This window comes from Streptococcus parasanguinis ATCC 15912 (assembly GCF_000164675.2).
Classification (GTDB): Bacteria; Bacillota; Bacilli; order Lactobacillales; family Streptococcaceae; genus Streptococcus; species Streptococcus parasanguinis.
In genome coordinates this window covers 1,597,143-1,610,951 of record NC_015678.1, presented here as the reverse complement: position 1 = coordinate 1,610,951, position 13,809 = coordinate 1,597,143, and the positions used below count along the sequence as shown (strand labels likewise).

At 42.4% G+C, this 13,809-nt stretch carries 6 protein-coding genes, 17 tRNA genes, 3 rRNA genes and 1 pseudogene; all 27 read right to left on the bottom strand.

What is annotated here, in order from left to right:
* Nucleotides 1–14: 14 nt before the first annotated feature.
* The 27 genes and pseudogenes from HMPREF0833_RS07410 to HMPREF0833_RS11055 all read right to left on the bottom strand — a co-directional run bounded on the left by HMPREF0833_RS07410 (nucleotide 15) and on the right by HMPREF0833_RS11055 (nucleotide 13,806).
* Nucleotides 15–87 (bottom strand) — tRNA-Phe (locus HMPREF0833_RS07410).
* A 3-nt stretch (nucleotides 88–90) separates the two neighbouring features.
* Nucleotides 91–164 (bottom strand) — tRNA-Met (locus HMPREF0833_RS07405).
* Between the two features lie 10 nt (nucleotides 165–174).
* Nucleotides 175–264 (bottom strand) — tRNA-Ser (locus HMPREF0833_RS07400).
* An 11-nt stretch (nucleotides 265–275) separates the two neighbouring features.
* Nucleotides 276–349 (bottom strand) — tRNA-Ile (locus HMPREF0833_RS07395).
* Nucleotides 350–365: 16 nt separating this feature from the next.
* A tRNA-Met gene (locus tag HMPREF0833_RS07390) sits at nucleotides 366–439 on the bottom strand.
* Nucleotides 440–445: 6 nt separating this feature from the next.
* A tRNA-Pro gene (locus HMPREF0833_RS07385) sits at nucleotides 446–519 on the bottom strand.
* Nucleotides 520–538: 19 nt separating this feature from the next.
* Nucleotides 539–612 (bottom strand) — tRNA-Arg (locus HMPREF0833_RS07380).
* A 36-nt stretch (nucleotides 613–648) separates the two neighbouring features.
* Nucleotides 649–722, bottom strand: a tRNA-Arg gene (locus HMPREF0833_RS07375).
* 19 nt (nucleotides 723–741) lie between these two features.
* Nucleotides 742–827 (bottom strand) — tRNA-Leu (locus HMPREF0833_RS07370).
* A gap of 7 nt (nucleotides 828–834) precedes the next feature.
* Nucleotides 835–906 (bottom strand) — tRNA-Gly (locus tag HMPREF0833_RS07365).
* A gap of 23 nt (nucleotides 907–929) precedes the next feature.
* Nucleotides 930–1,002 (bottom strand) — tRNA-Thr (locus HMPREF0833_RS07360).
* 17 nt (nucleotides 1,003–1,019) lie between these two features.
* A tRNA-Leu gene (locus tag HMPREF0833_RS07355) sits at nucleotides 1,020–1,101 on the bottom strand.
* Between the two features lie 6 nt (nucleotides 1,102–1,107).
* A tRNA-Lys gene (locus HMPREF0833_RS07350) sits at nucleotides 1,108–1,180 on the bottom strand.
* A 24-nt stretch (nucleotides 1,181–1,204) separates the two neighbouring features.
* Nucleotides 1,205–1,277, bottom strand: a tRNA-Asp gene (locus HMPREF0833_RS07345).
* A gap of 2 nt (nucleotides 1,278–1,279) precedes the next feature.
* Nucleotides 1,280–1,352 (bottom strand) — tRNA-Val (locus HMPREF0833_RS07340).
* Nucleotides 1,353–1,385: 33 nt separating this feature from the next.
* A 5S ribosomal RNA gene (rrf, locus tag HMPREF0833_RS07335) occupies nucleotides 1,386–1,501 on the bottom strand.
* 80 nt (nucleotides 1,502–1,581) lie between these two features.
* Nucleotides 1,582–4,481: ribosomal RNA gene (locus tag HMPREF0833_RS07330) — 23S ribosomal RNA — on the bottom strand.
* A gap of 123 nt (nucleotides 4,482–4,604) precedes the next feature.
* Nucleotides 4,605–4,677, bottom strand: a tRNA-Ala gene (locus tag HMPREF0833_RS07325).
* 53 nt (nucleotides 4,678–4,730) lie between these two features.
* Nucleotides 4,731–6,278, bottom strand: a 16S ribosomal RNA gene (locus HMPREF0833_RS07320).
* The 16S, 23S and 5S rRNA genes sit together here with 16 tRNA genes alongside, the layout of an rRNA operon.
* A 281-nt stretch (nucleotides 6,279–6,559) precedes the next feature.
* Nucleotides 6,560–7,534 (bottom strand): annotated as a pseudogene (locus tag HMPREF0833_RS10425) (IS30 family transposase).
* A 111-nt stretch (nucleotides 7,535–7,645) separates the two neighbouring features.
* Nucleotides 7,646–8,125 (bottom strand): hypothetical protein, encoded by a 480-nt coding sequence (locus HMPREF0833_RS07310; RefSeq protein WP_013904374.1) that lies wholly within the window; start codon nucleotides 8,123–8,125, stop codon nucleotides 7,646–7,648.
* Between the two features lie 153 nt (nucleotides 8,126–8,278).
* Nucleotides 8,279–8,350: transfer RNA gene (locus HMPREF0833_RS07305), tRNA-Glu, on the bottom strand.
* Nucleotides 8,351–8,614: 264 nt separating this feature from the next.
* Nucleotides 8,615–10,588 carry an ATP-dependent zinc metalloprotease FtsH gene (ftsH, locus tag HMPREF0833_RS07300; RefSeq protein ID WP_003002062.1) on the bottom strand — a complete coding sequence of 658 codons (1,974 nt, stop codon included), beginning with the start codon at nucleotides 10,586–10,588 and terminating at the stop codon, nucleotides 8,615–8,617.
* 10 nt (nucleotides 10,589–10,598) lie between these two features.
* Nucleotides 10,599–11,141 (bottom strand): hypoxanthine phosphoribosyltransferase, encoded by a 543-nt coding sequence (gene hpt / locus HMPREF0833_RS07295; protein WP_003018402.1) that lies wholly within the window; start codon nucleotides 11,139–11,141, stop codon nucleotides 10,599–10,601.
* A gap of 4 nt (nucleotides 11,142–11,145) precedes the next feature.
* Nucleotides 11,146–12,420, bottom strand: coding sequence for a tRNA lysidine(34) synthetase TilS (tilS, locus tag HMPREF0833_RS07290; protein WP_013904373.1), 1,275 nt, complete (start codon nucleotides 12,418–12,420; stop codon nucleotides 11,146–11,148).
* Nucleotides 12,420–13,706: a serine hydrolase gene (locus HMPREF0833_RS07285; protein WP_013904372.1), complete on the bottom strand. Its 1,287-nt coding sequence runs from the start codon at nucleotides 13,704–13,706 to the stop codon at nucleotides 12,420–12,422. The genes tilS and HMPREF0833_RS07285 overlap by 1 nt, the downstream gene beginning before the upstream one ends.
* Complete coding sequence (locus HMPREF0833_RS11055; RefSeq protein WP_003018429.1) at nucleotides 13,678–13,806, bottom strand: SP_0009 family protein; 129 nt, start codon at nucleotides 13,804–13,806, stop codon at nucleotides 13,678–13,680. Before HMPREF0833_RS11055 ends, HMPREF0833_RS07285 begins: the two co-directional genes overlap by 29 nt.
* Nucleotides 13,807–13,809 lie beyond the last annotated feature (3 nt).

The window sequence follows — 13,809 nt, the reverse complement described above, 5'->3', positions numbered from 1 at the left end:
ATTAACAAAGGAAATGGCGCGAGACGGAATCGAACCGCCGACACATGGAGCTTCAATCCATTGCTCTACCAACTGAGCTACCGAGCCAAATTGCGGGAGCAGGATTTGAACCTACGACCTTCGGGTTATGAGCCCGACGAGCTACCGAGCTGCTCCATCCCGCGTTAATTAAAAAGGAGGATGTGGGATTCGAACCCACGCACGCTTTTACACGCCTGACGGTTTTCAAGACCGTTCCCTTCAGCCGGACTTGGGTAATCCTCCAAAACTTATAATGGACCTTGTAGGACTTGAACCTACGACCACTCGGTTATGAGCCGAGAGCTCTAACCAGCTGAGCTAAAGGTCCAACAAGATCAACAATATAGCGGCGAAGGGGATCGAACCCCCGACCTCCCGGGTATGAACCGGACGCTCTAGCCAGCTGAGCTACACCGCCATAATATCGGGAAGACAGGATTCGAACCTGCGACACCTTGGTCCCAAACCAAGTACTCTACCAAGCTGAGCTACTTCCCGATCTAAAGCTTTCGCCTTATGCACCCTAGAGGAGTCGAACCTCTAACCGCCTGATTCGTAGTCAGGTACTCTATCCAGTTGAGCTAAGGGTGCTCTTCCTTATTCTATTCTTACATAGTCTCACGACCATGCACCCTAGAGGAGTCGAACCTCTAACCGCCTGATTCGTAGTCAGGTACTCTATCCAGTTGAGCTAAGGGTGCTTCTTTCAACCTAAATCTATGCCGAGGACCGGAATCGAACCGGTACGATCGTTACCAATCGCAGGATTTTAAGTCCTGTGCGTCTGCCAGTTCCGCCACCCCGGCCTCCTCAAGCGAACGACGGGATTCGAACCCGCGACCCCCACCTTGGCAAGGTGGTGTTCTACCACTGAACTACGTTCGCATCGCTTTCTTTATATAAAAAAATGCCGGCTACATGACTTGAACACGCGACCCTCTGATTACAAATCAGATGCTCTACCAACTGAGCTAAGCCGGCTCATTATTATTCTTCTATGCGGGTTAAGGGACTTGAACCCCCACGCCGTAAAGCGCCAGATCCTAAATCTGGTGCGTCTGCCAATTCCGCCAAACCCGCAAAATATGACCCGTACTGGGCTCGAACCAGTGACCCATTGATTAAAAGTCAATTGCTCTACCAACTGAGCTAACGAGTCTTAAAATAATTTTCATTATCTTAACGGTCCCGACGGGAATCGAACCCGCGATCTTCGCCGTGACAGGGCGACGTGATAACCGCTACACTACGGGACCTATGGGAGTTAACGGGATCGAACCGCTGACCCTCTGCTTGTAAGGCAGATGCTCTCCCAGCTGAGCTAAACTCCCAAATGAGCCTAGATCATCTAGGCTCAATCTCTTGCTAAGCGACTTCCTTATCTCACAGGGGGCAACCCCCAACTACTTCCGGCGTTCTAGGGCTTAACTGCTGTGTTCGGCATGGGTACAGGTGTATCTCCTAGGCTATCGTCACTTAACTCTGAATGTTTAAACATTCAAAATTGAATATCTATATTCTAACAAACTAAACCTAACTTTGTCAATATCTTCTGACTCTTTGGATAAGTCCTCGAGCTATTAGTATTAGTCCGCTCCATTGCTCACACAACTTCCACTCCTAACCTATCTACCTGATCTTCTCTCAGGGCTCTTACTAACATATAGTTATGGGAAATCTCATCTTGAGGTGGGTTTCACACTTAGATGCTTTCAGCGTTTATCCCTTCCCTACATAGCTACCCAGCGATGCCTCTGGCGAGACAACTGGTACACCAGCGGTAAGTCCACTCTGGTCCTCTCGTACTAGGAGCAGATCCTCTCAAATTTCCTACGCCCGCGACGGATAGGGACCGAACTGTCTCACGACGTTCTGAACCCAGCTCGCGTGCCGCTTTAATGGGCGAACAGCCCAACCCTTGGGACCGACTACAGCCCCAGGATGCGACGAGCCGACATCGAGGTGCCAAACCTCCCCGTCGATGTGAACTCTTGGGGGAGATAAGCCTGTTATCCCCAGGGTAGCTTTTATCCGTTGAGCGATGGCCCTTCCATACGGAACCACCGGATCACTAAGCCCGACTTTCGTCCCTGCTCGAGTTGTAGCTCTCGCAGTCAAGCTCCCTTATACCTTTACACTCTGCGAATGATTTCCAACCATTCTGAGGGAACCTTTGGGCGCCTCCGTTACCTTTTAGGAGGCGACCGCCCCAGTCAAACTGCCCGTCAGACACTGTCTCCGTAGATGATAAACCTACCGGGTTAGAGTGGCCATAACACAAGGGTAGTATCCCAACAACGCCTCCATCGAAACTGGCGTCCCGATCTCTATGGCTCCTACCTATCCTGTACATGTGGCACAGACACTCAATATCAAACTGCAGTAAAGCTCCATGGGGTCTTTCCGTCCTGTCGCGGGTAACCTGCATCTTCACAGGTACTAAAATTTCACCGAGTCTCTCGTTGAGACAGTGCCCAAATCATTACGCCTTTCGTGCGGGTCGGAACTTACCCGACAAGGAATTTCGCTACCTTAGGACCGTTATAGTTACGGCCGCCGTTTACTGGGGCTTCAATTCATACCTTCGCTTACGCTAAGCACTCCTCTTAACCTTCCAGCACCGGGCAGGCGTCACCCCCTATACATCATCTTACGATTTAGCAGAGAGCTGTGTTTTTGATAAACAGTTGCTTGGGCCTATTCACTGCGGCTGACTCAAAGCCAGCACCCCTTCTCCCGAAGTTACGGGGTCATTTTGCCGAGTTCCTTAACGAGAGTTCTCTCGCTCACCTGAGGCTACTCGCCTCGACTACCTGTGTCGGTTTGCGGTACGGGTAGAGTATGATTAACGCTAGAAGCTTTTCTTGGCAGTGTGACGTCACTAACTTCGCTACTAATCTTCGCTCCCCATCACAGCTCAATGTTACAGAATTAAGCATTTAACTCAATTCACACCTCACTGCTTAGACGTGCACTTCCAGTCGCACGCTTTAGTTAGCCTACTGCGTCCCTCCTTCACTACATACTCTAGTACAGGAATATCAACCTGTTGTCCATCGGATACACCTTTCGGTCTCTCCTTAGGTCCCGACTAACCCAGGGCGGACGAGCCTTCCCCTGGAAACCTTAGTCTTACGGTGGACAGGATTCTCACCTGTCTTTCGCTACTCATACCGGCATTCTCACTTCTATGCGTTCCAGCGCTCCTCACGGTACACCTTCTCCACACATAGAACGCTCTCCTACCATACCTATAAAGGTATCCACAGCTTCGGTAAATTGTTTTAGCCCCGGTACATTTTCGGCGCAGGGTCACTCGACTAGTGAGCTATTACGCACTCTTTGAATGAATAGCTGCTTCTAAGCTAACATCCTAGTTGTCTGTGCAACCCCACATCCTTTTCCACTTAACAATTATTTTGGGACCTTAGCTGGTGGTCTGGGCTGTTTCCCTTTCGACTACGGATCTTAGCACTCGCAGTCTGACTGCCGACCATAATTCTTTGGCATTCGGAGTTTATCTGAGATTGGTAATCCGGGATGGACCCCTCACCCAAACAGTGCTCTACCTCCAAGAATCTTAATGTCGACGCTAGCCCTAAAGCTATTTCGGAGAGAACCAGCTATCTCCAAGTTCGTTTGGAATTTCTCCGCTACCCACAAGTCATCCAAGCACTTTTCAACGTGCCCTGGTTCGGTCCTCCAGTGAGTTTTACCTCACCTTCAACCTGCTCATGGGTAGGTCACATGGTTTCGGGTCTACGACATAATACTATTGCGCCCTATTCAGACTCGGTTTCCCTACGGCTCCGTCTCTTCAACTTAACCTCGCATCATATCGTAACTCGCCGGTTCATTCTACAAAAGGCACGCTCTCACCCATTAACGGGCTCGAACTTGTTGTAGGCACACGGTTTCAGGTTCTATTTCACTCCCCTCCCGGGGTGCTTTTCACCTTTCCCTCACGGTACTGGTTCACTATCGGTCACTAGAGAGTATTTAGGGTTGGGAGATGGTCCTCCCAGATTCCGACGGGATTTCTCGTGTCCCGCCGTACTCAGGATACTGCTAGGTATAAAGACTATTTCGATTACGAGGCTCTTACTCTCTTTGGCTGACCTTCCCATGTCATTCTTCTATACTCTTTATGTCCACATTGCAGTCCTACAACCCCGAAGAGTAAACTCTTCGGTTTGCCCTCCTGCCGTTTCGCTCGCCGCTACTCAGGCAATCGCTTTTGCTTTCTCTTCCTGCAGCTACTTAGATGTTTCAGTTCACTGCGTCTTCCTCTACCTATCCTTAACAGATAGGAGTACTAGCCATTAGCTAGTGGGTTCCCCCATTCGGACATCTCTGGATCATCGCTTACTTACAGCTCCCCAAAGCATTTCGTCGTTTGTCACGTCCTTCTTCGGCTTCTAGTGCCAAGGCATCCACCGTGCGCCCTTATTAACTTAACCTTATTTTTGGTCTTGCGACCTAAACTCTTTAAATATTTACAGCGTTTCGGTTTATTTTCTTGTTACTATTTGATATAGATATTCAATTTTCAATGTTCAAGCTTAACACCCTTACAGTGTTAATGGAGCCTAGCGGGATCGAACCGCTGACCTCCTGCGTGCAAAGCAGGCGCTCTCCCAGCTGAGCTAAGGCCCCACAAGACCTCTCAAAACTAAACAAGACCAACGTACAGGGTTCCTTTTCCTTAGAAAGGAGGTGATCCAGCCGCACCTTCCGATACGGCTACCTTGTTACGACTTCACCCCAATCATCTATCCCACCTTAGGCGGCTGGCTCCAAAAGGTTACCTCACCGACTTCGGGTGTTACAAACTCTCGTGGTGTGACGGGCGGTGTGTACAAGGCCCGGGAACGTATTCACCGCGGCGTGCTGATCCGCGATTACTAGCGATTCCGACTTCATGTAGGCGAGTTGCAGCCTACAATCCGAACTGAGACTGGCTTTAAGAGATTAGCTTGCCGTCACCGACTCGCGACTCGTTGTACCAGCCATTGTAGCACGTGTGTAGCCCAGGTCATAAGGGGCATGATGATTTGACGTCATCCCCACCTTCCTCCGGTTTATTACCGGCAGTCTCGCTAGAGTGCCCAACTAAATGATGGCAACTAACAATAGGGGTTGCGCTCGTTGCGGGACTTAACCCAACATCTCACGACACGAGCTGACGACAACCATGCACCACCTGTCACCTCTGTCCCGAAGGAAAGCTCTATCTCTAGAGCGGTCAGAGGGATGTCAAGACCTGGTAAGGTTCTTCGCGTTGCTTCGAATTAAACCACATGCTCCACCGCTTGTGCGGGCCCCCGTCAATTCCTTTGAGTTTCAACCTTGCGGTCGTACTCCCCAGGCGGAGTGCTTAATGCGTTAGCTGCGGCACTGAGTCCCGGAAAGGACCCAACACCTAGCACTCATCGTTTACGGCGTGGACTACCAGGGTATCTAATCCTGTTTGCTCCCCACGCTTTCGAGCCTCAGCGTCAGTTACAGACCAGAGAGCCGCTTTCGCCACCGGTGTTCCTCCATATATCTACGCATTTCACCGCTACACATGGAATTCCACTCTCCCCTTCTGCACTCAAGTTAAACAGTTTCCAAAGCGTACTATGGTTAAGCCACAGCCTTTAACTTCAGACTTATCTAACCGCCTGCGCTCGCTTTACGCCCAATAAATCCGGATAACGCTCGGGACCTACGTATTACCGCGGCTGCTGGCACGTAGTTAGCCGTCCCTTTCTGGTAAGTTACCGTCACAGTGTGAACTTTCCACTCTCACACTCGTTCTTCTCTTACAACAGAGCTTTACGATCCGAAAACCTTCTTCACTCACGCGGCGTTGCTCGGTCAGACTTCCGTCCATTGCCGAAGATTCCCTACTGCTGCCTCCCGTAGGAGTCTGGGCCGTGTCTCAGTCCCAGTGTGGCCGATCACCCTCTCAGGTCGGCTATGTATCGTCGCCTTGGTGAGCCGTTACCTCACCAACTAGCTAATACAACGCAGGTCCATCTCTTAGTGATGCATTTGCACCTTTCAAGTCAACATCATGCAATGTCGACTTTTATGCGGTATTAGCTATCGTTTCCAATAGTTATCCCCCGCTAAGAGGCAGGTTACCTACGCGTTACTCACCCGTTCGCAACTCCTCCGCTCGGTGCAAGCACCAAGCTTCAGCGTTCTACTTGCATGTATTAGGCACGCCGCCAGCGTTCATCCTGAGCCAGGATCAAACTCTCATTAAAATAATTGTTTGTCTTAAACTCATTCTGTCACTGACAGATTTATTGTTTTTTTATTGTTCAGTTACTACAACTTCAGTTGTAGTGCCCTGCACATTGGTTCGTCTTGTTCAGTTTTCAAAGGTCTTTGTCGCTCTCTCGCGACAACTATATTAGTATATCATGACCTCTCCTTACTGTCAACACTTTTTTTGATTTTTTTTTATTTTTTTTGAAAGTTTTTTTACTTACCAATTGTCAAGTCAAGTACAACAAAGGTGTCCCTCTGATTAAGTGAGTTTTTCTCAAGCTGTTTGATTTAGCTCAAACGGCTTTTTTTGCGGACTGATAACCAAGGATTCGTCTCGGTCTTTCATTGATGCCCTTTGAAATGAACTCTCTTAGTAGTCCATTGAAATGTTCATTTGTACCTTGGTCATAAGATGAATAGGCATGAGCAAAATAAACATCTAAGCCCTCTATCTCACCCAATGAAAAAATTTGTTTCCATTATCCGTAATGATGGACTTAATCGGGTAAAGCTTCATAGACTCTAATACGGCTTGATTGACATACTCTGTCTTCTTCTCTACGAGTTTCTTTGTGATAGCATAACGTGTTTGTCATTCTACCAAGGTCAGAATAGAAGGTTCTCCTACTGTCTTTCCCCCCAGAACAGAATCGATTTACCAATCTCCAAAACGGGAACGATTATTGATCTCTTCTGGTCTTTCTTTAATTGACTTTCCTAGATGTTTCTTGGTAAAGGGGCGCTTGCTAAATTTCTTACAGATCCGCACTGCTCTTGGCAAATCAATAACCATAATCTCTAACAATCCATGATGGATATAGATATAGAGCGTCTTGGTTGAAGGTACAACTACATCTACATGTTTTAATTTATAGGTGTGAACAAATGTATCCACGCTATGTATTCTTGGTTTCTCTTTCATAGCTTCTGTAAATTCTATCAGAAAGTCGTCTGAAACACGATCCAGTTTCAGATAATAACTAGCTTCTCTAGCATAACGATAACGATTTTGGACAGCATCTGCATAACAGTGTTGATAGTAAACCTTCTGCCCATTTACTTTTTTCACTTGTGTTATGGAACCTTTATTAATTTCACAAGTAATAGTAGAGCGATTTTTCCCCAGTCGACGAGCAATTTCCGCAGGTTTGATTCCTGAGCATAAATAAGCCTCAATTTTTCCTCGTTCACCTTCAGATAAGTGTTTGTAGGCTTGATTTGTGGTAGAATAATTTGTGGACACGTTCATTTTCCTTTATACTGTTTTTCGCAACTCTAGTATGTCAGATGAACATGTCTTTTTTGTTGCACTTCATTTTACAACAGGGCAAGTTTTTTTAACTCTTTTAACTTTTTGTTTTTAAATAGAATTTTTAAAATCTTTTAGATAGTTTTCTAATTTCTTTTTCATTTTTGTTTTTCCTAGACATCTTCTATTTGTTAGTAATGCTTCATATTGTTCTTTTTCTTTTACTGTTAATTTTTCTTTAAAACGTTTTAAAGAATCTCTTAGTACAACCAACTCATCTAAATATATTTCTCTTGATGAAATTCTGTGGCTAATTTCTCCTATTTCAACATAGGGAAGTCTATTTATTTTTCTTTTATCACTTTCCTGTTGTCTTATTTTATCTTTAATATGATTTCTAAATTTCGTTTTAAAGTATTTATAAAGTAATTCTTCATTTGTTTCAATTTCAGGATTTTTTTGATAAAGTTCAAAGAGAGTTAGCTGTCCTTCTTGTTCCCAATCATCCTTTTCCCATAACTGAATATAATATTCCTTTTCACATTTTCTTACGATATATTTTACTTTTTGATACATTTTATTAAATTCCATAAGCTCTCCTTTACTTTTATCTGTATTTTATAAAAATAAAGAAGCCCAATGGACTTTTTTTCTATTCTGCACGTTTTTTCAACTATTTGGTCATTATTTTAACTATTTTGTCCAAATACAAAGAAAAACTGCCACTTGGTGACAGTTTATCAATAGTCCGTACGGGATTCGAACCCGTGTTACCGCCGTGAAAAGGCGGTGTCTTAACCCCTTGACCAACGGACCATTTTTACAACATATTCTATTATACAGAATATTTTTACTCTGTCAACACTTTTTTAATAAAAAAGAAGGAAAAGTCCATTTTGGACGATTTTCTTCAGTCTTTTTTAAAAAATAGAGAAAGTAAAAAACTCTTAAGAATAGCGCGATATCAGCATTCCTAAGAGTTTTCACTATATGGTACCCAACCTACAAAATAGCAATGTTTCTATTGCTGGTAGGGTTTGTCTACGTTCTGAAAGAAGGAAATATTTTCCTTCTTTTAAATTAGTTGTTTTCTTCTAATTTTGACTTAATCTCATCATATGATAGAGGTTTTGCTTCTTCTTCTAATTCATGCTCTGAATTTTCAGGCATTTTTCCTGTTTCGTATAATGATTTAATTTGAACACTATCCAAGGTTTCATATTTTAATAGAGCTTCAGCAATCAGTTTATGCGTTTCTCTATTTCCTTGAATAATTTCCGCAGCTTTATTACGGGCTTCATTCAATAGACCACGAACTTCTTCATCAATTTCGTAAGCCGTCTGTTCTGAAATCATTTTTTGTGGGCTTTGAGCACCAAACATCGCATGATTTCCTTCATATTGAACCGGTCCAAGTTTTTCACTCATACCATATTCTGTTACCATCGCACGTGCCATTTGGGTTGCTTGTTCAAAGTCATTTGAAGCACCTGTTGTTTGCGAATTGAAAATAATTTCTTCGGCAACACGTCCTCCCATGAGCCCTGCTAATTGTTCTTTCATGTCCTCTTTAGAAAGTAACATTTGATCTTCTTTTGGAAGGGCAATCATGTAACCGCCTGCGCGACCACGTGGAACAATGGTAACTTTATGAACCACACGAGCATTTGATAAGACCAAACCAACAATTGTATGACCAGCTTCGTGATAAGCAACCATTTCTCGTTCTTTTTGTGAAATCGTCCGATCTTTCTTAGATGGACCTGCAATAACACGATCTTCTGCTTCATCGATGTCAGCAGCATCAATTACTTTTTTATTTCGACGAGCTGCAACCAAGGCTGCTTCATTCAAAACATTTTCGAGATCAGCACCGACAAATCCTGGTGTCTGTTGAGCAACCAATTTTAAGTCCACATCTTGAGCAAGTGGCTTATTCTTAGCATGAACACGAAGAATTGCCTCACGCCCCTTCACATCTGGACGTCCAACTAATACTTTGCGGTCAAAACGGCCAGGACGAAGAAGGGCAGGGTCAAGGACATCAGAACGGTTAGTTGCTGCGATAACAATGATTCCTTCGTTGCCTTCAAAACCATCCATCTCAATCAAAAGTTGGTTGAGGGTTTGTTCACGTTCATCATTTCCGCCACCAAGACCTACACCACGTTGGCGCCCAACAGCATCAATTTCATCGATAAAGATAATGGCTGGTGCTGCTTTTTTAGCATCTTCAAAAAGTGAACGAACCCGGCTAGCACCGACTCCGACAAACATTTCAACGAAGTCAGAACCAGAGATACTGAAGAATGGCACCCCAGCTTCACCAGCTACTGCTTTTGCTAAAAGGGTTTTACCAGTTCCAGGAGGGCCTTCAAGAAGCACTCCTGCTGGGATTCTTGCTCCCAATTTAGTAAAGCGTTTTGGATCTTTCAAAAACTCAACTACTTCAACAAGTTCTTGTTTTTCTTCTTCAGCTCCTGCCACATCTGAAAAACGAACTTTAATATCTTCTTTATTAGCAGCACGGGCTTTATTGCGACCAAAGTTCATTGCGCCTCTGGCACCTCCGCCACCGCCTTGGTTCATCATAGAGAAGAAGAAGAACATGACGATAACAAATGGAACAATTGAAGTGAGAATTGTTATCCACATGCCACTTGAGCTCTCACGCTTGATTGTGATTTCTGCTTTGTGGTCAGCTGCTAATTTTTGTAATTCATTGACGGTGATATCAGATGGAAGGATGACACTAGTAAAGCGAGATACTTTTTGAACACTTGGGGTAAAAAATTGAATTCCTGTATCTTCTTTTGATTCTTTTGCTTTATTATAGGTCCCTGCAATTTCAATCACACTACCATTCGGTTGGTAACTAATCGTCTTTACATTGTCATTTTTAATTTCCTTGACCAATTCTGTGTAGTTGATTTGCTGACTTTGACCAACTCCATTACCCGCAAAAAAGTACTGGAATCCTGTCACAGCCGCTACAATAATCAACAAATACAGAAAAGGATTTCGAACAAAACCGTTGTTTTTTCTGTTATTCATCTAGTCTCCTCTATTTTGAGTACACTTCTTCTTTTAATACACCAACATATGGTAAGTTACGATAATTTTCATCATAGTCTAAACCATATCCGACAACAAACTCATTTGGAATCGTAAAGCAAGTGTAATCTGCTTCAATCTCAACCAAACGTCCCTCAGGTTTATCCAGTAAGGTAGCAATCTTTACAGATGCTGCATTTCGTTCTTCAAAGAGTTCTTTCAGACTCTTGAGGGTTTTGCCTGTATCGATAATATCTTCTACAAATAAAATATCTCTACCAGTAATATCTTGGTCGATATCCTTGATAATATTAATAATACCTGAGCTTGCTGTACCACCATGATAACTTGAAACCAGCATAAAATCCAATTCAATATGTGTATCTACGTGGTTGATCAACTCTGCCATAAATGGAACAGAGCCTTTCAAAATTCCAACAAAAATTGGATTTTTTCCTTGGTACTCTTTTGTTAGGGTTTCACCCAATTTCTTTGCTGCTTCTACAATTTCATCATGTGAAACTAATACTTTTTTTATATCTTTTTCTAACATGTTTTTACCTATCTATTTTTTGAATATAAAGACTATCTTTCATTATACCACTTTTTGAGGGCTGACTCAAATCACTCGTTACCAATCCCACTACAGAAAGAATATTATGATTCTGTTCTATAATGAGAGCCTTTTGCCGAAGAGAGATTGGAATTTTATGGTTGATAAACCATCGTCTTAATTTTTGATGGTGTCCATTAACAAGCAGCTGATCTCCTTCCTTTCTCCTTCTAATTAAGATGGGAGTTTCGCGTGAAACAGAAAGAATTTCTACATTTTCCCCTACTAATGGTTGTCCAAAAGATAGTTTATAATTTGCAATTTCAAAGATATTCCCAAATTCTAACAAAAATGGAAGGAGTTGGTCATCCGACTTTTGACTGATTTTTTGTATTTCAAAGAAATCATATTCTTGATGTAGTTCATAATTCGACTTTAAATAATGAACGCAATTTCTTTTTTTTCGCAGTAAATCTAATAATTCTTGAAACTGTACCCTACCAAGTTGCAAATCTGGAAATTGTGCCAGATACTCTTCTAATAAGAATGATTGTACAGAATGAGAATACGTTCTAAAAGAAGATAAATCTTGAATGGTTAACTCGCTAGTCAATTCTTTCAGTGCTTGGTGCCAATGAGTCACTTCCTCTGCTAAATAACGAAGACTTACTTGCATTTGGGGATTTTCTTTTTCAAATTCTGGAAGGTATTGATGGCGTACACGATTTCGAAAATAGTCCTGTGAGTCATTGCTACTGTCTTCAAAGTGAGGGATTTCCATCAACTCATCTTTGGTAAAAGTTAACAAAGGACGGATTAACTCACCCTTGCCAAATGGTTGGCGTACAGGAATACCACTTAAATGGCGTAATTTTGTTCCTCGTATCAAGCGCATGAAAGTTGTTTCAGCTTGATCATTTGCATGATGACCCGTTACTAAAGCGGTGCAATCCTCTTTCTCCATAATCTGTTTAAAAAAATCATAACGAAAGGTACGAGCTTTTGCTTCCGTAAAATCACCCGAATAGTGAGCCACATGAATACGTGTCTCTCGCCTATCAGCTAGCGTTCGAAGTTCACTTTCTTCTAAATCTGATTCTGGTCTTTGTCCATGATTGACATGAGCGAGTACCAGATGGATTTTCAATCGTTCTTTATTCTTATATAAAAGTTCATACAGATTCATTGAATCCAATCCACCAGATAAGGCAACCAAAACACGGCGATGGGGAGTAAATAGATCTTGTTTTTCACAAAACTCTAAAAATCGCTTTTCCATTATTTCAATACCTCATAGATATCTTTTGAAATGTTGGAAATCGTATCATAATTCGAATGATCTGTAAAAATGGCTATTACATAGGGTGAATTTGTGTATACAATCGCAACATCATGCCTAAAATCATAGGCATCTCCAATTTTATGAGCAACCTTTACTGGAAGGTCACGCGCAATCCGTTGATCATCATATTTTGTAGAGGAGAGCGCATCAATAATAGGGCCATTCTGTTGATAAACAGCTTCCATGACATTGCCAGCCATTTCAGCGGATGCTTCTCTTTTTTCAACATCCCAATGTTTTTTTGCAATTTTATCCAAAGTTTTTTGGAAATCTTGATCTGATTGATGAGTGACATAATAATTTAAGATATTATGTCCAACATTATCTGATTCTTTTGCAATTTTATCTACCAACTCTTGAACACTATATTCTTTTCCATCTGGTGTTTTTGAAAGACTACCACTTCCTTCTGGTTCATAGCCTCCTTTGAAATCATTTACTTCTGGAATATACTTGTAGGTTGTAGATGGAGAAATGGCTTTTTTATTGAGTTGTTCTTGGACATAGTACAAGTATGGTAATTTCGTTACACTGGCAGAATACATTTCTTTTTGCGGATTGATCCCAGCAGTATTTCCAGTCTCTAATTGTTTCACATAGATTCCATACGAAGAAGAATTGTATTTACTATTTAACAAGTCCTGGACTTTTTCCATTCGATTATCTTTTTCAGTGACGAATGCTTTGTTCACCCAGCCTTGACCTTCAATCTCCACAAACTCATCTCGTAAAGTCTTAGCTGTACGTAAGACTGTCACTTTTGTATAAGGAGAAAGAGGTGTATTTTTTTCTTGTGCACCATTTATTAAGGGTCGGTCGTACACTTTAAAACCAGGTTTTAGCCACATGGCTTGTTTTTTTTCTTGTGTTTCTTGTACAACATCAGAAAAAATGACAGAAGAATCTGCTAATACATATCCTTTATCTGCTATTTTAAATACAGCTTTTCTTTCATCATTTACAAAGAGTTGTTCGATTGTAAACGGTGTGTTGGGAAGAATTTCTCCTTTTGCTTTTTTCAACTGAGGATCAGAAAAAACAGAAATTTTGCGATAGACATTAGGGTTCGCTGGAATTGAAGAAAAATAAATTTCTGATGGATGAGCCATTGTCTGAGAAGACTCAGACTGCTCGACACTCGCTGCTTGAGACCCAATAAATAAAATTGGAACTAACAATAGGAGCAGAAATCGTTTAGACACTTGTATTCCTTTCCTTTTCATCCTTTTGAAGTTTGACCATTTGGTTTTTCTTTTTTAATTCCTCTAATTTTTCATCCGAAAATTCAAGAAATTGTTTAACTGTTTGTAAGATATTTTCCATCGA

Coding starts and splice junctions, on each gene's coding strand:
- HMPREF0833_RS07310 (WP_013904374.1), bottom strand. CDS start 8,125: ATGGAATTTAATAAAATGTATCAAAAAGTAAAATATATCGTAAGAAAA.
- ftsH (WP_003002062.1), bottom strand. CDS start 10,588: ATGAATAACAGAAAAAACAACGGTTTTGTTCGAAATCCTTTTCTGTAT.
- hpt (WP_003018402.1), bottom strand. CDS start 11,141: ATGTTAGAAAAAGATATAAAAAAAGTATTAGTTTCACATGATGAAATT.
- tilS (WP_013904373.1), bottom strand. CDS start 12,420: ATGGAAAAGCGATTTTTAGAGTTTTGTGAAAAACAAGATCTATTTACT.
- HMPREF0833_RS07285 (WP_013904372.1), bottom strand. CDS start 13,706: ATGAAAAGGAAAGGAATACAAGTGTCTAAACGATTTCTGCTCCTATTG.
- HMPREF0833_RS11055 (WP_003018429.1), bottom strand. CDS start 13,806: ATGGAAAATATCTTACAAACAGTTAAACAATTTCTTGAATTTTCGGAT.